Origin of the sequence: Candidatus Accumulibacter aalborgensis (assembly GCF_900089955.1) — a bacterium.
GTDB classification, from domain to species: Bacteria; Pseudomonadota; Gammaproteobacteria; order Burkholderiales; family Rhodocyclaceae; genus Accumulibacter; species Accumulibacter aalborgensis.
Map to the genome: position 1 here is coordinate 80,435 of NZ_FLQX01000146.1, position 18,500 is coordinate 98,934.

The following is an 18,500-nucleotide window of genomic DNA, read 5'->3' on the forward strand; positions in this document are numbered from 1 at the left end:
CGATAGCCAACTTGACGTGCGTGCGCAAGGCCTCTTTCTGTCCATGGCAACCGACAGGCGACTTCAGTCCATGGCCTCGTACAGCGGCAGGGTCAGGAACTCGGGGTACTCGGGTGTCAGCGACATCTTGTCGAAAATCACCGCCGCCTGATCGTAGCTGGCGGTATCTTCACCCTGCGCGGTGACCGTGGCCTTCACCTTGACCAGTTCCTCGGCGATCATGCCACGGACCATCTCGGCGGTGACCTTGCGGCCGTCATCGAGCACTCCTTTCGGTGAGACGACCCACTGCCAGACTTGCGAACGAGAGATCTCGGCAGTGGCGGCGTCTTCCATCAGGTTGTGGATCGGCACGCAGCCGTTGCCGGTGAGCCAACTGCCGAGGTAGTGGATGCCGACGTTGATGTTGTTGCGTACGCCGGCTTCGGTAATCGGTTGCGCGGGCTGGAAGTTGAGAAAGTCAGCAGCGGTGAAGGTTTCGTCGCGCTGCTTTTCCCATTGGTTCGGGCGCTCGCCGAGCACCTTCTGGAACTCCTCGCCAGCGATCGCGACCAGTCCGGGGTGGGCCACCCAACCGCCGTCGAAGCCGTCGTTGGCGTCGCGAGTCTTGTCGTGACGGATGCCGGCCAGCGCTTTTTCGTTGGCCACCGGATCGTTCTTGATCGGAATCAGCGCGCTCATGCCGCCCATCGCCGGAGCCCCTCGCTTGTGGCAGATCTTGACCAGTTGCAGGGCATAGCTGCGCATGAAGGGGACTTCCATGGTGATCGCACCGCGATTGGCGAGGCAGAAGTCGGCGTTCTTCTTGAACTTCTTGATACAGGAAAAGATGTAGTCCCAGCGGCCGGCGTTGAGACCGGCGGAGTGCTCACGCAGTTCGTACAGGATTTCCTCCATCTCGAAGGTGGCGAGGATTGTTTCGACGAGAACGGTCGCCTTGATCGTTCCCTGCGGCAGGCCGATGAGTTCCTGGGCCATGACGAAGACGTCGTTCCACAGGCGCGCTTCGAGATGCGATTCCATTTTCGGCAGGTAGAAGAACGGGCCATCGCCGCGCGCGACCTGCTCCTTTGCGTTGTGGAAAAGGACCAGAGCGAAGTCGAAAATGCCGCCGGAAACGCGTTGGCCGTCGACGGTTACGTGCTTCTCATCGAGGTGCCAGCCGCGCGGACGAATCTGCAGCGTGGCGATCTTTTCGTTGAGCGTGTATTCCTTGCCGGCTTCATTGGTGAACGAGAGCTGGCGGCGGATGGCCTTGTACAGGTTGACCTGACCCTGGATCTGGTTGTCCCACTTCGGGCTGTTCGAGTCCTCGAAATCGCTCATGTACGAGTCGGCGCCCGAGTTGTAGGCGTTGATGATCATCTTGGCTTCGACCGGGCCGGTGATTTCGGTGCGACGGCGTTCCAGAGCCTTGGGCAAGGGCGCAATGCGCCAGTCGCCGTCACGAATGTGCTTTGTTTCAGGCAGAAAGTCGGGCATTTCGCCCGCATCGATGCGCGCCTGACGGGCCACGCGGGCCTGCAGAAGTTCCTGCCGGCGACCTTCGAAGGCGCGGTGCAGTTTGGCCACCAGAGCCAGTGCATCAGCGGTGAGAATGGTTTCGTAACCGGGTTGGATCGGCGCGTTGATTTGCATACCGGCGGGCAGGTTCAGGCTCATGAGGTGGCTCCTGGCGATGGGTTAGGGTGCGGTGCGAGAATTATATTGAATGCTGCAGTGGAAGATAAGAGCGAATAAACTCAAAGTATCTTTTACTCCAGGTATCGAATAGGCCCGATGGATCAGATCAAACAACTCCAGGCCTTCGTCGAGGCAGCGACGCGCGGCAGCCTCTCGGCGGCGGCAAAGCGCCAGTCCGTGACGCCGGCGGTGATCGGGCGTCGGCTGGATGCCCTTGAAACGCGCCTCGGAGTAAAGTTGCTCCTGCGCACGACGCGAAAGCTTTCGCTGACCTTCGAGGGACAGGCCTTCCTGGAAGACTGCCAGCGGATACTCAACGATCTGGCCAATGCCGAGGTGGCGGTTTCACTTGGCGGCGTCCGTGCCAGCGGTCACCTCAGGGTGTCGGCACCGGCCGGCTTCGGGCGCAGGCACGTCGCGCCGCAGGTGGCCGCCTTCATGGATGCCAATCCGGAGGTCACCGTGCGGCTGGATCTGACCGATCGCCTGGTCGACCTGCACAACGAGGGCGTTGACTGTGCCGTGCGGATCGGCGAAATGCCCGATTCCAGTCTGGCCGGCAGCAAACTTGGCGACATGCGCCGTCTGGTCGTCGCCAGTCCGGCCTACCTTGAGCGCTACGGTACACCACGCACCCCCGGCGATTTGTCGCGCCACAACTGTCTGTCTCTTGACCAGCAGCGTGGCTGGACGCTGAGCGAAGTGCCTGGCGGTGAGGCGGCCAACCGCAAGGTGTCGGGGACCTTCGAGTGCAACGATGGCGCAGTTCTGCACGAATGGGCACTGGCCGGCAAGGGCCTGGCCTGGCGATCGTTGTGGGAGGTGGGCGACGATTTACGGCGTGGGCGGCTGATTTCCTTGCTCGACGACTATGCCACACCACCAGTGGGCATCTATGCCGTATTCCCCCAGCGCCGGCATTTGCCGTTGCGCGTCCGGTTGTTCATTGATCAGCTGAAGACCACTTTTGGCGACCCACAGTATTGGGCGCCGTGACCGAGGGGCCGCCGGTGGCGATGTGCCAGCATCGGGAGAGCAATTCTGCCCAGTGCTGGCTTCTGCGTCGGCGACACACGCCGACTTTCAGCCGGGGTGGAGCGGCGTTTGCCACACAGAGCGGTCGCGGTCCTGCCGACCTGCTGCTCACTGCTCGACACACACCGCAGCTTTCTTCGCGGCTCGCAGCAGGGCTTTCCTGGTTTTCTCAGCCCTGATGTGCGCCAGCGCCTGAGCCCGATTGCAGTCCTTGCAATACGAATGAAGGCCATCAGAGCTGCGCGAGTTCTTGTGGAACTCCAGCACAGTCTTCTCTTGCTTGCACTTGACGCAGACTTTCGTGTTCATGGGCTTGACCGGGTGAGTGATGACGGTTGGTTAGCGGATTGCTATAACGAAAATTATTGCTTCAATCCACCGGGTCATCAGTGACGTTTTTCCTGTTTTCAATCATTCCGGTCGTTCGGACGCGATCTTTCGCGCCCACCATTCGCTGGCGGCACCGGTCTCCCACCACCAAGAAGGAGCCCGCGAAGTGCTGTGCCGCGCCGCACCACGCGAAGCCTGGCGGGGAGGTACCAAGACACTACTGACCACTCAATTATAAGCGGAATCTATTCGACAAATGGCTTGTGCCCTGGCTTATGGTCGTGCGCGTGACCACGTTGCAGCGACTACTCGTTCGACGGACGGGCGCTCAGCCAGCGGGGCGCGTGTGGCCGCTGCCGTCGAGAAGGCGATTCACGTCTCGCGGGTCGATCTGCTCCGGCTGCATGAGTCTCGCCCCGGCCATCGGCTCGCTTCGCGGAATGGCTGCGACCAGGTACAACGACGGCACGCCTTCGAGCAAAAAAAAGCCGCGCCAGAGCGCGGCTTGTCCGATGGCGTCGAGCCGCTTAGTGGAACTGCTCTTCTTCGGTCGAACCCGTCAGCGCGGTGACCGACGATGCACCGCCCTGAATAACGGTGGTGACTTCGTCGAAGTAGCCGGTACCGACTTCCTGCTGGTGCGAGACGAAGCTGTAGCCACGGTCACGCGCCGCGAATTCCGGCTCCTGCACTTTTTCGACGTAAGCGGTCATGCCACGCGCGACGTAGTCCTGCGCCAGATCGAACATGTGATACCACATGTTGTGGATCCCGGCCAGGGTGATGAACTGGTACTTGTAGCCCATGGCGCCGAGGTCTTTCTGGAACGTGGCGATCGTCGCGTCGTCGAGGTTTTTCTTCCAGTTGAACGACGGCGAACAGTTGTAGGCCAGCATCTTCCCGGGGTGCTTGGCGCGTACGGCTTCGGCAAACTGGCGAGCAAATTCGAGATCCGGGGTGCCGGTTTCACACCACACGAGATCGGCGTATTCGGCGTAGGCCACGGCGCGTGAGATCGCCTGCTGGAGACCCTTTTTGGTCTTGTAGAAGCCCTCAGCGGTCCGTTCGCCAGTGACGAAAGGCGTGTCGTTGGCGTCGCAGTCAGAAGTCAGCAGGTCAGCCGCTTCGGCATCCGTACGGGCAATGACCAGCGTCGGCACGCCGCAGACGTCGGCGGCGAAGCGCGCGGCAATCAGCTTCTGGACAGCCTCCTGCGTCGGCACCAGCACCTTGCCACCCATGTGGCCGCACTTCTTGACCGAGGCGAGCTGGTCTTCCCAGTGCACACCGGCAGCCCCGGCGCGAATCATCGCCTTCATCAGTTCAAAAGCGTTCAGCACGCCGCCAAAACCCGCTTCTGCGTCAGCCACGATCGGCGCGAAGTAGTCGATGTAGCCCTTGTCGCCGGCGTCGATGTGCTTGGAGAACTGAATTTCGTCAGCACGACGGAAGGAGTTATTGATCCGCTCGACGACCTTCGGTACCGAATCGACTGGATACAGCGACTGGTCGGGGTACATGGCGGCATACGAGTTGTTGTCAGCGGCAACTTGCCAACCCGACAGATAGATCGCCTTGACGCCAGCCTTGACCTGCTGCATCGCCTGACCACCGGTCAGCGCACCGAGGCAGTTAACGTAAGGCTCGCTATTGACCAGATCCCACAGCTTCTCGGCGCCGCGGCGCGCGACGGTGTATTCGATCGGGAAGGAACCACGCAGGCGGACGACATCGGCCGCGGAGTAACCCCGCTTGATGCCCTTCCAGCGGGGGTTTTCCGCCCAGTCTTTTTCCAGTTCGGCGATCTGCTGTTCTCTCGTGCTCACGATTTACTCTCCAAAAAATTATGAAGTTCGGTTAGGACCATGGCGACACCCCGGAGTCGAATCAGGAACCACTGCAGCGAGCAACCCAGGGCGGCCAATGGAGTGAAGTATAGAACCCTTTCCCCGTGTTGGCAACAGTCTTATATAAGACATAAGACATATTTTTTGTGGTCCAGAAACGGGGGGGTTGGCATCGTTCCGCGTTACGGAATGAGATTCCCTTGCGTGAAATCCCTACCGCCCATGCCGCGCCTATTGCCGGCACAACGACAATTGCCGAGAACCGTAACTCGGCAATTGCAGGATATGCATCCGGTGGTGACATTTGACACTCAGTTCCCTGGCTTCTTGCCGGAACATGCGGTCCGTCGACTTGCTGTTCGGCGACATCCATCCACATTTCTTCTGGGACCCAGAACATGAACAAGATCGAACTCCACAAGCTCTCCCTGGCGCTGGCAGGCTGCGCCCTGTTTTTCACCCAAGGCACAGCCAGCGCTTCGGCCATCACACCTGCCTCCTACACGTTTGATCAGCCTACCAGCTGCGGTAGCTGGTGTTACCACGACGCCAGCGCAAGCAAGCTGACCGATGGCGTGCTGGGCGCTGCGGGTTGGGCTGCGAACGCTGGCAGTGAATGGGTTGGCTGGTATTCCAAGCCCACAGTGCATATCGACTTCGACTTCGGCACCACCCGCCACATCGACAGCGTACGTGTCGGCTCGACCCAGGACTCGCTTTTTGATGTGACACTTCCCTCGCTGGATATCTTCAGCAGCCTTGACGGCCTCATTTGGTCTCTGGTGGACTCTCTGATCGTACCGCCTTCCTCGGCCAACGACGTCAATGCCTATAGCACCGCCCCACACGGTTTCCTGACCCTCAGTGATCTCGGCATCGACGGCCGCTATGTGCGCGTATCCGCGATGGCCAACGGCCCCTGGACCTTCATCGACGAGGTGCGGTTTGATAGCGGCAATTCCGTTCCGGAACCCTTAACCCTCGGCTTGATGAGTCTTGGCCTGGTCGGACTGGTGGTCGGCCAGCGCAAGCCTGGCCAGCGGCGCGCCGCGACATGATCCTTCGACGCGGGGCCCTCAGGTACTGAAATCTGACGGTTTTGTCACGGTGGCCGGTTAAAATGCGAGGCTTCTCGAATCAAGGATTGCACCGTGAGCCACGAGCCAACCAGCACTGCCGCGAGTTCAGCAGCACTCGTCAGTACCAACTTCATCCGCAACATCATCGAGGGTGATCTCGCCAGCGGCAAGCACGCGGCGCGCAGATGGTCGGGCCGTCCCGGTCCGGCCACTCAGCAACTCGCCGGGGCGCTTGACCCGGCGACGATCCGCACCCGCTTTCCTCCCGAGCCAAACGGCTACCTGCACTTTGGTCATGCCAAGTCGATCTGCCTCAACTTCGGGCTGGCCCAGGATTACGGCGGTCGCTGTCACCTTCGTTTCGATGACACCAATCCGGAGCGGGAGGAGCAGGAGTACGTCGATTCGATCATCGATTCTGTCCGCTGGCTCGGCTTTTCGTGGCATGAACTGGCCTCCGAAGGCGAGTTGGAGGCCACTGACAACCTGTATTTTGCCTCCGACTACTTCGCCTGGATGGTCGAGTTCGCGGAATATCTGATCCGTAGCGGCCACGCCTACGTCGAAAGCCAGAGCCCCGAAGAGATGCGCGCGACGCGCGGTACGCTCACCGAAGCTGGCACCGACTCGGTTTTTCGCCAGCGCAGCGTCGAGGAGAACCTGGATCTCTTCAAACGGATGCAAAAAGGCGAGTTCCCTGACGGCGCACACGTTCTGCGCGCCAAGATCGACATGGCGGCGGCGAACATCAATTTGCGCGATCCGGCGATCTACCGCATCCGCCATGCCAGCCACCACAACACAGGTGACCAGTGGTGCGTATATCCGATGTACACCTACGCCCACCCGATCGAGGACGCGCTGGAAAACATCACGCACTCGATCTGCACGCTCGAATTCGCTGACCAGCGCCCCTTCTACGACTGGCTCCTCGAGCGTCTGGCCGAAGGTGGGCTGTTGCAGCGGCCGCTGCCGCAGCAGATCGAATTCTCGCGCCTGAACCTGACTTACATCGTGCTCTCGAAGCGCAAGCTGATCCAGCTTGTCGAGGAGAAGCACGTCGCCGGCTGGGACGACCCACGCCTGCCAACGCTGGTCGGCGCGCGCCGCCGCGGCTATCCGGCTGCCGGCTTTCGCCTGTTTGCCGAGCGCGTTGGCGTCTCACGTTCCGATTCGCTGATCGAGTACTCTCTGCTCGAAGACACGATGCGCGAGGTGCTCAACGAATCCGCTGAGCGGCGCATTGCCGTCCTCGACCCGCTCAGGGTGATTATCGACAACTATCCGCCCGGCCAGAGTGAAGAATGCTTGGCGCCCAATCATCCGCTCAAACCCGAGCTGGGCAAGCGCGCGATACCCTTTGGCCGCGAACTGTGGATCGAGCGCGACGATTTCATGGCCCAGCCGAGCAAGGGCTACCATCGCCTCTACCCCGGCAACATGGCGCGCCTGCGTCACGGCTACGTCGTTCGCTGCACCGGCTTCGACTGCGACGATAGTGGCGCCGTCCGCGCGGTCCATTGTGACTACCTGCCGGACTCGAAGAGCGGCACTGCCGGTGCCGACAACTACAAGGTCAAGGGCAACCTGCACTGGGTTTCGGTGGCCGATGCCGTGCTTGCCGAAGTGCGTTTGTACGACCGCCTGTTTTCCGTTCCCTCGCCCGGCGCCAGGCAAGAAGGCGACCCCGAAGGCGTCGACCGAGACTTCCGTGAAGACCTCAATCCGCACAGCATGCAGGTCATCGAGGCCTGGGTCGAACCGGCCCTGAAGAGTGCCAGAGCCGAAGAATGCTTCCAGTTCGAGCGCCACGGCTACTTCGTCGCCGACCGTGTCGATGCGAAGGACGGTGCGCCGGTCTTCAACCGGACCGTGACGCTGCGCGACTCGTGGACCACCAGGCCCGGAAAACGGAAATGAAACCGGGGTAATCCCAAGAAAAAAAGGGCGCCACAAGGGCGCCCCAAGGGGAGAGTACGGAGAGTGCGGACAGGCAGGCCGATCAGTAGTGGTAGGCCGATTCGCCGTGCGAGGTGATGTCGAGACCTTCGCGTTCTTCTTCTTCCGGCACGCGCAGACCGATGACCATGTCGACCAGTTTGAAGGCCACCAGGGAAACGACACCTGACCAGATGATCACCGTCCCGACACCCCACAACTGGCTGATGACCTGGGCGGTCATGTCGAAATCGCCGACCTTGTTGGTCACGTAGTCATAGACGCCGGTACCGCCAAGCGCCGGGTCGACGAAGACACCGGTCAGGATCGCACCGAGAATTCCACCGACGCCATGCACCCCGAAAACATCGAGCGAATCGTCGGCACCGATCAGTCGTTTCAGACCATTGACGCCCCACAGACAGATCACGCCGGCCAGCAGGCCGATGGCGATGGCGCCCATGACGCCGACGAAACCGGCTGCCGGAGTAATCGCCACCAGGCCTGCGACTGCACCGGAAGCGGCACCGAGCATCGAGGGCTTGCCCTTGATCATCCATTCGGCCAGCATCCAAGATAGCGCCGCACAGGCGGTTGCCACCCAGGTATTGACCATCGCCAGCGCCGCTGCACCGCTTGCTTCGAGCGCCGAACCGGCGTTGAAACCGAACCAGCCGAACCACAGCAGAGAAGCACCGATCATCGTGAAAGTCAGGCTATGCGGAGCCATCGATTCGCGGCCGTAGCCAATCCGCTTGCCGATGACCAGCGCGCCGACCAGACCGGCCACGGCGGCGTTGATATGCACGACGGTGCCGCCGGCGAAGTCGAGAGCCCCTTTCTGGAACAGGAAGCCGCCGGTTTTGGTCGCCGCTTCACCGGCCGCTGCATCGAGATAGGCATCCGGACCCGCCCAGTACCAAACCATGTGCGCCATCGGCAGGTAGGAGAGCGTAAACCAGATCACCATGAAGATCAGGATGGCGGCAAACTTGGCCCGTTCGGCGAAGGCACCGACGATCAGACCACAGGTAATCGCTGCGAAAGCGCCCTGGAAAATCACGTAGGCGAACTCGGAGATAACCACCCCCTTGGAGAAGGTCGCGGCGACCGACTCCACGGTGACGCCTTTCAGGAAGACCTTGTCGAGCACGCCAAAGAAGCCGCCGCCCTCGGTAAACGCGACCGAGTAGCCGTAGACCACCCACAGCACGCTGATCACCGAGAAGGTCACGAAGACCTGCATCAGCACCGAGAGCATGTTCTTCGTGCGTACCAGACCGCCGTAGAACAGCGCCAGCCCGGGGATAGACATCAGGATGACCAGCGCTGCGCTGACCATCACCCAAGCGTTGTCGCCCTTGTTGGCCACCAGCGGTGCCGGTGTGGCTGCAGCACCCGGTTCAGCGCTCGCTGTGGAGGCGGCAGCAGGAGTTGCCGCCGGTGCAGCGACCGCTGTTGTTGTGGCAGGGGCTGCTGCGGGCTTGTCGTCAGCCCATGCCGGAGCGCCGATGCTGATGGCGCCGAGCAGGGCGAGAATGGCGAATGTGCGTCTCATGGTTTGCTCCTTACAGGGCTTCCTCACCGGTTTCGCCGGTGCGGATGCGGATGACTTGTTCAACGGTCGTGATGAAGATCTTGCCGTCGCCGATCTTGCCGGTGCTGGCAGATTTTTCGATCGCTTCGATCACCTGGTCCAGGAGATCGTCCTTGATCGCCGCTTCGACTTTCACCTTGGGCAGGAAGTCGACGACGTATTCGGCTCCGCGATAGAGTTCGGTGTGGCCCTTCTGGCGCCCGAAGCCCTTGACTTCGGTGACGGTGATCCCCTGTACGCCGATCGCCGACAGCGCTTCTCGTACTTCGTCAAGCTTGAACGGCTTGATGATGGCGGTAACCAGTTTCATAGTGCACTCCAAATCTGGGGCGGCTGGACCACCCCGGTTGAACGAATAAGAGAGAAAGAAAGGAAATGCTGACTAGTCCTCAGCATTTTCCGTGCCAGGAGGATTTTTTTCTATAAAGCAGTGTGTTGGATCTTGCCAATCCCGTCCGCGCGGGGAGACTGCACTGCGATAGCGCAGCGACGGGATGCGCCGCACCACATTGGTGCGCAGACTGCCATACGCTGTGCCTGTGCTAAACTGGCCTGACCCTGCAAACCCTTGGCCTGACGGAGACTCCCATGCTCGACCCCAGAATCCTTGAAGAACTCGGTGCCCGGCTGAGTGGGCTGATCGCAGCCAGTCCGGCTGCGGACATCGAAAAGAACGCCCGTGCTCTACTCGGCAGCGTCTTCGCCAAGCTCGATCTGGTGAGTCGTGAAGAGTTCGATATCCAGACGCAGGTACTGCAGCGCACCCGAGAAAAGCTGAAGGCGCTCGAGGCGCGGCTCGACCGGCTGGAGAATTCGCCGCACGAGCCAGCTCAGCCGGCTTGACCATGGGATAGTTGGATCGCTGATCGCTGGGGCGCGCCGCGCGTGGTCAGCGGTGAAGTAATCCGTTTCGCCAGTACGGACGCTCCTCTTTCTCATTCGCCGCAGTTAGGGCCAAGAACTGTCTCCCGATGGTTTTCAAGTTCTTTCGGCCGGCCCTCCTATCCCGCAAATGGTGACGCGATGCGAACAAATTTCGTCCTTGTCGATTTTGAGAATGTCCAGCCAAAGGATCTTGGCTTGCTCAAGGACGGACCATTTAAGGTGAAGGCATTTCTTGGACCGAATCAGTCGAAGGTGCCAGTTGCGCTCGCTGCTGCTCTACAGTCCCTTGGCAGTAATGCCGAATACGTGGTCCTGGAGACAGCAGGGAACAACGCCCTAGACTTCCACATTGCCTACTACATCGGCGTTCTTTCGTCCGAAGACCCGACTGCCTACTTTCACATCATCTCCAAAGACTCGGGCTTCGACCCCTTGATAAAGCATCTCAAGGGAAAGAAAGTCTTTGCTCAGCGGTCCACATGTATCGCGGACATCCCTTATTTCAAGCCTGCTCTTTCGGGCACGTCAGAGACTCAGGTTGAAGTCGCCGTCGTAGACCTCATACGCCGCAAAGCATCAAGGCCCCGGACACAAAAGACCCTTCTGAGTACGCTGCACGCGCTATTTAAGAAGGAGCTTTCCGAACAGCAGCTCACCCAGTTAGTCGCCTCGTTGTGCAGCCGCGGTGTTGTGAAGGTCGAGGGCACCAAAGTGTCATATGCATTGCCCGTTGAGCCCTAACTTGCCCGCTGAGCGTCAGCCTTGTGAATCGGACTCGTTCCGCTGTAGCTTGTTGGGGTGAGGCACGAACCCCAACATTTGAAGGGCGGGAATTACGTTGGGGTTCCTGCGTCACCCCGACCTACGGAACTGTCGGCAGTCGATGGCCTAGAGTCAGTCAGTGAAGTATGTCTCCGGGAACTTCAGGCAGCCCCTTTTTCGCCCGGATTGTTTAGACTGCGGGTTTCCCGAAGCCATCGCCATGCCGCTCGCCATCGTCCACAGTCGTGGTCTCGACGGACTCTCCGCCCCGGAAGTCGCTGTCGAGGTGCACCTGGCCGGCGGCTTGCCGAGCGTCACGCTGGTTGGGCTGCCCGAGATCGAAGTCAAGGAAGCTCGTGATCGGGTCAGGGCTGCTTTGCAGAACTCGGGTTTCGATTTTCCGAGCAAGCGCATCACGGTGAACCTCGCGCCGGCCGATCTGCCGAAGGAATCCGGCCGCTTCGATTTGCCGATCGCACTCGGCATCCTCGCCGCCTCGGGTCAGATCCCCAGACAGGCCCTGGCCGACCATGAGTTTGCCGGCGAGCTGTCGCTGTCGGGCGAATTGCGGCCGATCCGCGGCGCGCTGGCCATGGTCCTCGCCGCCGGCGGCTGCGGGCGCAGCTTTGTCCTGCCGGCCAGCAGCGCACGCGAGGCCGCTCTGGCCAGCACGGTGCGCGTACTCACCGCCGACACCCTGCTCGAAGTCTGTGCCCACCTGACCGGGCAGGGCATGCTGACCGAGTGCCTTGCCGTCGATGAGGCCTGCGACGACAGCAGCGACTATGCCGACCTCGCCGACGTTCGCGGCCAGGCGTACGCCAAGCGCGCGCTGGAAATCGCCGCCGCAGGGGCGCATTCGATCCTCCTTGCCGGTCCACCGGGGACCGGCAAGTCGATGCTCGCCAGTCGCCTGCCGGGCCTGCTGCCGCCCATGACACTGGACGCTGCTCTCGAATCGGCGGCCGTCCTTTCTCTGGCCGGACAGTTCCGTCCCGAGCGTTTCCGCTGCCACCCCTATCGGGCACCGCACCATACCGCCTCCGCAGCGGCACTGGTGGGCGGCGGCAGCGTACCCCATCCGGGTGAAATCTCGCTGGCCCACGAGGGTGTACTGTTCCTCGATGAGATCACTGAGTTCGATCGCCGGGTACTGGAAGCGCTGCGCGAGCCGCTCGACGCGGGGCGGATACACATCTCGCGGGCCGCGCGGCAGGCCGAGTTTCCAGCCCGGTTCCAACTCGTCGCGGCAATGAACCCCTGTCCCTGCGGCTATCACGGCGACTCGCGCGGCCGATGCCGGTGCACGCCGGACCAGGTTCTGCGTTATCGCAGCAAGCTATCGGGCCCTCTGCTCGACCGTATCGATCTGCAGATCGAAGTCCCTGCCTTGCCTGCCGAAGTGCTGCAACAGGCGCCTGGCGGCGAACCGTCGGCGAAGGTTCGCGCGCGTGTCGCCGCGGCGCGCGAGAGGCAGATGACCCGGCAGGGAAAAGCCAACGCTCGTCTGACGGTGAAGGAAATCGACCAGTACTGCCATCCTGAAGCGGCGGCGGCTGCCCTGCTCAAGCACGCGATCAGCCGCTTCGAATTGTCGGCGCGCGCCTTCCACCGCTTGCTCAAAGTGGCGCGAACGATTGCCGACATGGCCGCCTGCCAGACCATCGACGCGCAGCATGTGGCCGAAGCCGTGCAGTACCGCCGCTTTACGAAGGATTGATGTGCCTGATTCGAGAATGACGCCGGCGCCGCGCGGCATTGCCCTGGTGCTGGCAGCGCTGGCAGCGCTCGGCCCCTTCTCGATCGACACCTACCTGCCGTCGTTTCACGACATCGGCGCGTCGCTGCAGGCCAGTCCCCTGCAAGTCCAGCAGACGCTGACCGCCTACCTGCTGCCTTTTTCGCTGATGACCCTGTGGCATGGCGCGATCTCGGATGCGCTCGGGCGTCGACGGGTGATCCTGGTAACCGTCGCGCTTTTTGCCTTGGCTTCGGCCGGTTGTATGCTGGCGACGCGCATCGAACACCTCTGGCTGCTGCGCGGCTTGCAGGGAATGACCGGCGGTGCGGGCATCGTCATCGGCCGGGCCATCGTCCGTGACCTGTACGATGGCCCGCAAGCGCAGCGCCTGATCTCGCAAATCACCATGATGTTCGCCCTCGCGCCGGCGGTGGCTCCGGTACTTGGCGGCTGGCTGCAATTGTGGTTCGGCTGGCGTTCGGTGTTTGCCTTCCTGGTGCTGATGAGCGTCGCCCTGTGGCTGGCGTGCTGGTATCTGTTGCCGGAAACCCTGCCTCAAGGGCAGCGTCAGTCGCTGCACGCCGGCTATCTGGCACGCAGCTACTGGAGGGTGCTGACTTCGCCCGCCTTCTTGTTGATCTGTGGCGCACTGGCGCTCAATTTCGCCGCCTTCTTCATCTACGTGCTGTCGGCGCCAGTCTTCTTGATGCGCCATCTGGGGGTGTCGGAAACCGGTTTTCTCTGGTTGTTCGGCCCGGCGATGAGCGGGCTGGTGATCGGCGCCTGGCTGTCCGGTCGTCTGGCGGGCAAGCTCTCGCTGGCGCGAACGATCACCGTCGCTTACCTGATCATGGCTACCGCCGCAGCGGTCAACATCGGTCTGAATGTGGCCCTGCCGCCGGCCCTGCCGTGGAGTGTGATACCGATCTTCGGCTTCACGCTCGGCATGTCGCTGGCCATGCCGTGCCTGACGCTGCAGGCGCTGGACCTGTTCCCCGAACAGCGCGGTCTGGCGGCTTCATGCCAGACTTTTCTGCAAGCCGGTTTCAACTCGCTCGCTGCCGGCCTGATTGCCCCCGCCCTCTGGGGATCGACGCTGAGTCTGGCGCTCGGCATGGGCGGCCTGCTGCTCCTCGGCGCTTTCGCCACCCTGATCCATCAACGGCGAAGTGTCTTCTCAATCGCCTCTTCCACCTGCCGAAAGTCTCCCTGAAAACATGACCACACTACCCTCGACCCATCACTTTGACTCCCGCGCGACAACCTGGGACGCCGATCCAGACAAGCATTCCCGAGCCCTGGCGGTAGCCGAAGGCATCCGAAGCCAGGTGCCTCTGTCGCCCGCCATGCACGCGCTCGAATATGGCTGTGGAACCGGCTTGCTGAGCTTCGCCCTGCAGCCCGATCTCGAGCACATTTCGCTGGCCGATAGCTCGCCAGGAATGCTGGCGGTGCTGAACGAAAAGATCACTGCCAACGGCATCACGAACATGTGGCCCCGGCAACTGGATCTGGTCACCGACCCACTTCCGCAGGAAAGTTACGACCTGATCTACAGCTTGATGACGCTCCATCACGTCAGCGACACCAGCGGCATGCTCAAGAATCTCCATGCGCTGCTGGCATCCCCGGGTTACCTCTGCGTTGCCGATCTCGATGCCGAAGACGGATCCTTTCACGGCCCGGGATTTGAGGGTCACCATGGCTTTGACCGCGACGCCCTCGGGGCCACCGCCGAATCCGCCGGCTTCCAGGACATACGTTTCACGACCGTATTCAGAATGACCAAGGGTGATGGTCCGAATCCGACCGTATACCCGGTCTTCCTGATGGTTGCCCGGAAGTGACGAGCGACCTCGGTGCCGTCCTGACCGCGCTGTTCTTTCAAGGACCGATGCATGCCGAATCCGCTGCGCTGGCGCTGCGGGCTGTTGGGCTTTCATGCGCGAGGTCACCGATGTTCGTTCGGGAGCTCACGAAGCTCCCGCGCCGAGCGTAGAATCGTGTGGGTCAATTCAAGGGAGGTCGCCATGCATGTCACGCTCGTCCATGTTCGCGTCAGACCTGAGGATGTCGATGCCTTCATCCTTGCAACGCGGGCGAATCACGAGGCGTCGATCAGCGAGCCGGGCAACCGCCGCTTCGATGTCCTTCAGGCGCCCGACGACCCGGCGCGCTTCATTCTCTACGAGGCCTACGCGTCGGCCGCCGACGCCGCAGCGCACAAGGAAACCGCGCACTATCTCGCCTGGCGCGAGGCCGTCGCCGGCATGATGGCCGAGCCGCGCCGCGGCGAGCCGATGAACGGACTCCTGCCCGCATGAGCCACCATTTTTCCCCCTTCTCGATCGCCCGCCTGCCGCGCATCGAGTTCGGCAGCGGCAGCCTGGGAAAGGTGCCCGGCATTGCTGCCGGCTACGGCCGGCATCTGCTGGTCGTCACCGGCGCGCGTTCGTTTGCCGAATCGGCAGCCGGGACGCGGCTTTTTGCCAATCTTGGCGCGCACAAGCTGTCGTGGGACCACGTCAGCGTCTCCGGCGAGCCGTCGCCGGAGTTCGTCGATGCCACCGTTGCCGCCTTGCGTGGCACGCGAGTCGAGGCAGTTGTCGGCATCGGCGGTGGCAGCGCGCTCGACGCGGCCAAAGCGATCGCCGGTCTGCTCCGGCCCGGCAATTCGGTGATCGAGCACCTCGAGGGCGTCGGCCCGGAGCTGCCCTACAGCGGACCGGCGACGCCGTTCATCGCTGTGCCGACCACCGCTGGCACCGGCTCGGAGGCGACGAAGAACGCGGTGCTGTCGGTCCCCGGGGGCTTCAAGAAGTCGTTCCGCGACGACAGGCTGGTCGCCGAATGGGCAATAGTCGACCCGGATCTGCTTGCCACCTGTACGCCGGCGCTGATCGCTGCCAACGGACTCGATGCGTTTACGCAACTCCTCGAATCCTTCGTCTCGACGCGTGCCAACCCGCTGACCGATTCGCTCGCCCGCTCAGGGATCATGGCCGCGCGCGCTGCGCTGCCCACTCTCCACCGCCAGCAGTCGGCCGCAGCGCGCGCTCAGATGGCCTACGCTTCGCTGCTGTCGGGCATCTGCCTGGCACAGGCGGGGCTCGGTTCGGTGCATGGTCTGGCCTCGCCGCTCGGCGCCTTCTTCCCGATTCCGCATGGTGTCGTCTGTGGAACGTTGGTGGCCAGCGCCACGGCAACGAACATCGCCGCGCTCGAAGCGCGCGACCCGGACAACCCGGCCCTGCCGAAATACGCCGAGATCGGCCGCCGCTTCGCCATGCAGAAGGGACTCAACGGCGCCGACGCGCGCCGCTTGCTCATCGAATCACTGCGCATCTGGGAAGGAAAAGGTGAACTCGACCTGCCGCGACTGGCGGCCTACGGCATCGGCGATGGCGATCTGGCGCGCATCGTCTGCGCCAGCCGCGGCGGGAGCATGAAGACCAATCCGATCGTGCTCAGCGACACCGAGCTGACCCATATCCTCGCCTCGCGGATGTGAAACCGGAATGGCGTGGGGTTCCACGGTCAGCCCGCTGGATGTCACCGATGTCTTCCAGGAGCAGGTCATTTCGGACGCAGGTTCGCCGGGTGGCCTGAGCACGGTTTACAAGGTTTACAAGGGTGCGCCGGAACACGTGATCGCGATACCCGAGGCGTACCTGGTCAACGTCATTGGCGATGGCGTGTCCGACAACCTCGTTTCTCCTCCGGACGGGTCGGTTCCCTCCGCCACACTCATCGTGCCGCGGCGGAACAACGGACCGATCGTGCAGATCGACCTCGCCGCCGGCCAGGCAATCAGCGTGCAGTACACCGGTTTCAGCGGCACACGCGAAATGGATACCTTCTGGACCTGGAATCGTGCGCGCAACCTTGACGACTTCAGGCGCGGCCTGCAGTGCTTCGACTCGGGGACGCAGAACTTCGCCTACGCCGATATTCAGGGCAACATCGCATACTTCGCCGCTTCGGAGGTCCCACTGCGAGAGGATTTGCAGGCTGGGACGGTCGTCGGCCTGCCGCCATGGTTCATCCGCAACGGCAGTGGCGGCAACGAGTGGCTACCGCGGCCGCCACAGGCGGATCAGGCGATTCCGTACCAGATCCTGCCGATGGACGAAATGCCGCATCTGATCAACCCGCCGGCCGGGTGGTTCGTGAACGCCAATAACGACCCGGCGGGGACGGTGCTGGACAACAATCCGCTGAACCAGCTCCGCCCAGGAGGCGGCCTCTACTATCTGAACGCGGGCTACGACGCGGGCTTTCGCGCCGGCCGCATTACCGAACTTATCCAGAGCAAGCCCGGTCCTCGTCGCGGCAACGCTCTACAGCGTGTGGCGCGGTCAATTCATCCGCAACAGCATCGACGCCACGCTCGACAGCGTGCCGCTGCCGCCCGGGATGACGCTGCCGGGTTTCCCGGCCGACGGCGGCTTCGAGGTGGTCGACGCGTCCACACACCACGCGCGAGCTCAGAGCGCCTACGAGCCTTGATCACATCAAGGATCAGCGCATGATTCCTGCCCAGCGCTTGAGAGGCCGCCTGGTTGCTGAAGAGCGTATCGTCGGGCTTGGTCGGCGACCAGTGAGCCTAAAGTGGACCCCTTAAGGGTCGCCGACGATTTCCTGACCTTTGACGAAAAACTGGACAAACTGCTCGACTGGAAACGCGCACTCTTCGCTGACATGGTCAATGGCTCTGGCTGGGCCTGAGGTAAGATGACCCATCCGACGGAGACCTCGATGACTGCCGTGCCCGCACCGAACGCTGCCTCCCTCTACGAGCAACTCTGCGAGCTGCCCGACAACCTGACCGGCGAGGTCATCAACGATCATTTGCACGCTCAACGCCGACCTCGGCGGGCCTTACGACTTCGCTCGCAACGGCCATGGCGGCTGGTGGATCAGCCCTGAGCCGGAAGTGCACTTCGTTCGCGATAGCGAGGTGGCGGTGCCCGACCTCGCCGGCTGGCGACACGAATGCATGCCGCGGGTACCCGACGACCACCGCTGCGAAGTGGTTCGGGACTGGGTCTGCGAAATTCTTTCGCTGACCAGCGCGCGCCGGGACCGCATCGTAGCCAAGGCTGTATCGGCGACTGCATCCCGGCCTGGGAATTGGAAAGGACGCCATGCACGGCCTGCATCTGATCGCTGAACTCTACGACTGCCGCTGCGCAGCGCGCCTGCTCGTTGACGCGGTGGTGCTGCGGGAGCTTTGCCTGGCCGTCTGTTCGACACCGGGGCTGACGCCCGTCGGGCTGCTCTTTCACCAGTTCGGCAGCGCCGTGGAGCCCGCCGGGGCGACCGGTGCGGTGGTGCTCGCCGAGTCGCATCTTGCCATCCATACCTGGCCAGAGGCCCAGGCGGTGACGCTGGATCTCTATGTCTGCAATTTCAGCCAGGAAAACAGCGCGGCCGCGCGAGCCGCCTGGCAACGACTGATGACCGCGTTTGCCCCCTGCCGAGTGGTCCAGCGCGAGATCGAACGTGGCGTGGCCGACCTTGCCCGCGCTCCGGGTACGGCTGGCCGGAGTGATTAGCGCTGGCCGCAAGGGGTATACTCGCGCTTGGCCATCAACCACCGA

17 protein-coding genes are annotated in these 18,500 nt (G+C 62.4%); 13 read left to right on the forward strand and 4 right to left on the reverse strand.

The window, feature by feature from the left end:
• Positions 1–63: 63 nt before the first annotated feature.
• A complete protein-coding gene (gene aceB, locus ACCAA_RS18230) occupies positions 64–1,662 on the reverse strand; it encodes a malate synthase A (protein WP_186408671.1) in 1,599 nt (532 codons plus the stop codon).
• Between the two features lie 117 nt (positions 1,663–1,779).
• Here aceB and ACCAA_RS18235 point away from each other — a divergent pair, with 117 nt between their 5' ends.
• Positions 1,780–2,679, forward strand: coding sequence for a LysR family transcriptional regulator (locus ACCAA_RS18235; protein ID WP_186408672.1), 900 nt, complete (start codon positions 1,780–1,782; stop codon positions 2,677–2,679).
• A gap of 896 nt (positions 2,680–3,575) precedes the next feature.
• Here the strand turns inward: ACCAA_RS18235 and aceA are convergent.
• On the reverse strand, positions 3,576–4,874 hold the full coding sequence (aceA, locus tag ACCAA_RS18240) for an isocitrate lyase (RefSeq protein ID WP_186408673.1): 1,299 nt from the start codon (positions 4,872–4,874) through the stop codon (positions 3,576–3,578).
• Positions 4,875–5,293: 419 nt separating this feature from the next.
• Here aceA and ACCAA_RS18245 point away from each other — a divergent pair, with 419 nt between their 5' ends.
• Both ACCAA_RS18245 and ACCAA_RS18250 read left to right on the forward strand, forming a co-directional pair.
• On the forward strand, positions 5,294–5,953 hold the full coding sequence (locus ACCAA_RS18245) for a discoidin domain-containing protein (protein ID WP_186408726.1): 660 nt from the start codon (positions 5,294–5,296) through the stop codon (positions 5,951–5,953).
• Positions 5,954–6,046: 93 nt separating this feature from the next.
• Positions 6,047–7,894: a glutamine--tRNA ligase/YqeY domain fusion protein gene (locus ACCAA_RS18250; RefSeq protein WP_186408674.1), complete on the forward strand. Its 1,848-nt coding sequence runs from the start codon at positions 6,047–6,049 to the stop codon at positions 7,892–7,894.
• Positions 7,895–7,976: 82 nt separating this feature from the next.
• Here the strand turns inward: ACCAA_RS18250 and ACCAA_RS18255 are convergent, their stop codons facing one another.
• Complete coding sequence (locus ACCAA_RS18255) at positions 7,977–9,470, reverse strand: ammonium transporter (RefSeq protein ID WP_186408675.1); 1,494 nt, start codon at positions 9,468–9,470, stop codon at positions 7,977–7,979.
• A gap of 10 nt (positions 9,471–9,480) precedes the next feature.
• Positions 9,481–9,819, reverse strand: coding sequence for a P-II family nitrogen regulator (gene glnK / locus ACCAA_RS18260; protein WP_186408676.1), 339 nt, complete (start codon positions 9,817–9,819; stop codon positions 9,481–9,483).
• A 278-nt stretch (positions 9,820–10,097) separates the two neighbouring features.
• Between glnK and ACCAA_RS18265 the strand changes: the two genes are divergently transcribed.
• The 10 genes from ACCAA_RS18265 to speD all read left to right on the forward strand — a co-directional run bounded on the left by ACCAA_RS18265 (position 10,098) and on the right by speD (position 18,455).
• Positions 10,098–10,352, forward strand: a complete 255-nt coding sequence (locus ACCAA_RS18265) for an accessory factor UbiK family protein (RefSeq protein ID WP_186408677.1) — start codon at positions 10,098–10,100, stop codon at positions 10,350–10,352.
• A 180-nt stretch (positions 10,353–10,532) separates the two neighbouring features.
• Positions 10,533–11,135 carry a PIN domain-containing protein gene (locus ACCAA_RS18270; protein ID WP_186408678.1) on the forward strand — a complete coding sequence of 201 codons (603 nt, stop codon included), beginning with the start codon at positions 10,533–10,535 and terminating at the stop codon, positions 11,133–11,135.
• A 241-nt stretch (positions 11,136–11,376) separates the two neighbouring features.
• Positions 11,377–12,876, forward strand: coding sequence for a YifB family Mg chelatase-like AAA ATPase (locus tag ACCAA_RS18275; protein ID WP_186408679.1), 1,500 nt, complete (start codon positions 11,377–11,379; stop codon positions 12,874–12,876).
• Positions 12,877–12,892: 16 nt separating this feature from the next.
• Positions 12,893–14,110 (forward strand): multidrug effflux MFS transporter, encoded by a 1,218-nt coding sequence (locus ACCAA_RS18280; protein WP_186408727.1) that lies wholly within the window; start codon positions 12,893–12,895, stop codon positions 14,108–14,110.
• A 4-nt stretch (positions 14,111–14,114) separates the two neighbouring features.
• On the forward strand, positions 14,115–14,744 hold the full coding sequence (locus ACCAA_RS18285) for a class I SAM-dependent methyltransferase (protein ID WP_186408680.1): 630 nt from the start codon (positions 14,115–14,117) through the stop codon (positions 14,742–14,744).
• A 183-nt stretch (positions 14,745–14,927) separates the two neighbouring features.
• Positions 14,928–15,221 carry an antibiotic biosynthesis monooxygenase gene (locus tag ACCAA_RS18290; protein ID WP_186408681.1) on the forward strand — a complete coding sequence of 98 codons (294 nt, stop codon included), beginning with the start codon at positions 14,928–14,930 and terminating at the stop codon, positions 15,219–15,221.
• Entirely contained in the window at positions 15,218–16,408 is a 1,191-nt protein-coding gene (locus ACCAA_RS18295) for an iron-containing alcohol dehydrogenase (protein ID WP_186408682.1), read from the forward strand. Before ACCAA_RS18290 ends, ACCAA_RS18295 begins: the two co-directional genes overlap by 4 nt.
• 7 nt (positions 16,409–16,415) lie before the next feature.
• Entirely contained in the window at positions 16,416–17,429 is a 1,014-nt protein-coding gene (locus ACCAA_RS18300; protein ID WP_186408683.1) for a penicillin acylase family protein, read from the forward strand.
• Positions 17,430–17,655: 226 nt separating this feature from the next.
• Entirely contained in the window at positions 17,656–17,826 is a 171-nt protein-coding gene (locus ACCAA_RS18305; RefSeq protein WP_186408684.1) for a hypothetical protein, read from the forward strand.
• 218 nt (positions 17,827–18,044) lie between these two features.
• Positions 18,045–18,455: an adenosylmethionine decarboxylase gene (gene speD, locus ACCAA_RS18310; protein WP_186408685.1), complete on the forward strand. Its 411-nt coding sequence runs from the start codon at positions 18,045–18,047 to the stop codon at positions 18,453–18,455.
• Positions 18,456–18,500: the final 45 nt, after the last annotated feature.

Excerpts from the sequence above, each read along its gene's own strand:
- ACCAA_RS18285 (WP_186408680.1), top strand. The coding sequence starts at position 14,115 with ATGACCACACTACCCTCGACCCATCACTTTGACTCCCGCGCGACAACC.
- speD (WP_186408685.1), top strand. The coding sequence starts at position 18,045 with ATGCACGGCCTGCATCTGATCGCTGAACTCTACGACTGCCGCTGCGCA.
- ACCAA_RS18300 (WP_186408683.1), top strand. The coding sequence starts at position 16,416 with ATGGCGTGGGGTTCCACGGTCAGCCCGCTGGATGTCACCGATGTCTTC.
- ACCAA_RS18280 (WP_186408727.1), top strand. The coding sequence starts at position 12,893 with ATGACGCCGGCGCCGCGCGGCATTGCCCTGGTGCTGGCAGCGCTGGCA.
- ACCAA_RS18270 (WP_186408678.1), top strand. The coding sequence starts at position 10,533 with ATGCGAACAAATTTCGTCCTTGTCGATTTTGAGAATGTCCAGCCAAAG.
- ACCAA_RS18295 (WP_186408682.1), top strand. The coding sequence starts at position 15,218 with ATGAGCCACCATTTTTCCCCCTTCTCGATCGCCCGCCTGCCGCGCATC.
- aceB (WP_186408671.1), bottom strand. The coding sequence starts at position 1,662 with ATGAGCCTGAACCTGCCCGCCGGTATGCAAATCAACGCGCCGATCCAA.
- ACCAA_RS18255 (WP_186408675.1), bottom strand. The coding sequence starts at position 9,470 with ATGAGACGCACATTCGCCATTCTCGCCCTGCTCGGCGCCATCAGCATC.
- glnK (WP_186408676.1), bottom strand. The coding sequence starts at position 9,819 with ATGAAACTGGTTACCGCCATCATCAAGCCGTTCAAGCTTGACGAAGTA.
- ACCAA_RS18245 (WP_186408726.1), top strand. The coding sequence starts at position 5,294 with ATGAACAAGATCGAACTCCACAAGCTCTCCCTGGCGCTGGCAGGCTGC.
- ACCAA_RS18235 (WP_186408672.1), top strand. The coding sequence starts at position 1,780 with ATGGATCAGATCAAACAACTCCAGGCCTTCGTCGAGGCAGCGACGCGC.
- ACCAA_RS18305 (WP_186408684.1), top strand. The coding sequence starts at position 17,656 with ATGACTGCCGTGCCCGCACCGAACGCTGCCTCCCTCTACGAGCAACTC.
- ACCAA_RS18290 (WP_186408681.1), top strand. The coding sequence starts at position 14,928 with ATGCATGTCACGCTCGTCCATGTTCGCGTCAGACCTGAGGATGTCGAT.
- ACCAA_RS18275 (WP_186408679.1), top strand. The coding sequence starts at position 11,377 with ATGCCGCTCGCCATCGTCCACAGTCGTGGTCTCGACGGACTCTCCGCC.
- ACCAA_RS18265 (WP_186408677.1), top strand. The coding sequence starts at position 10,098 with ATGCTCGACCCCAGAATCCTTGAAGAACTCGGTGCCCGGCTGAGTGGG.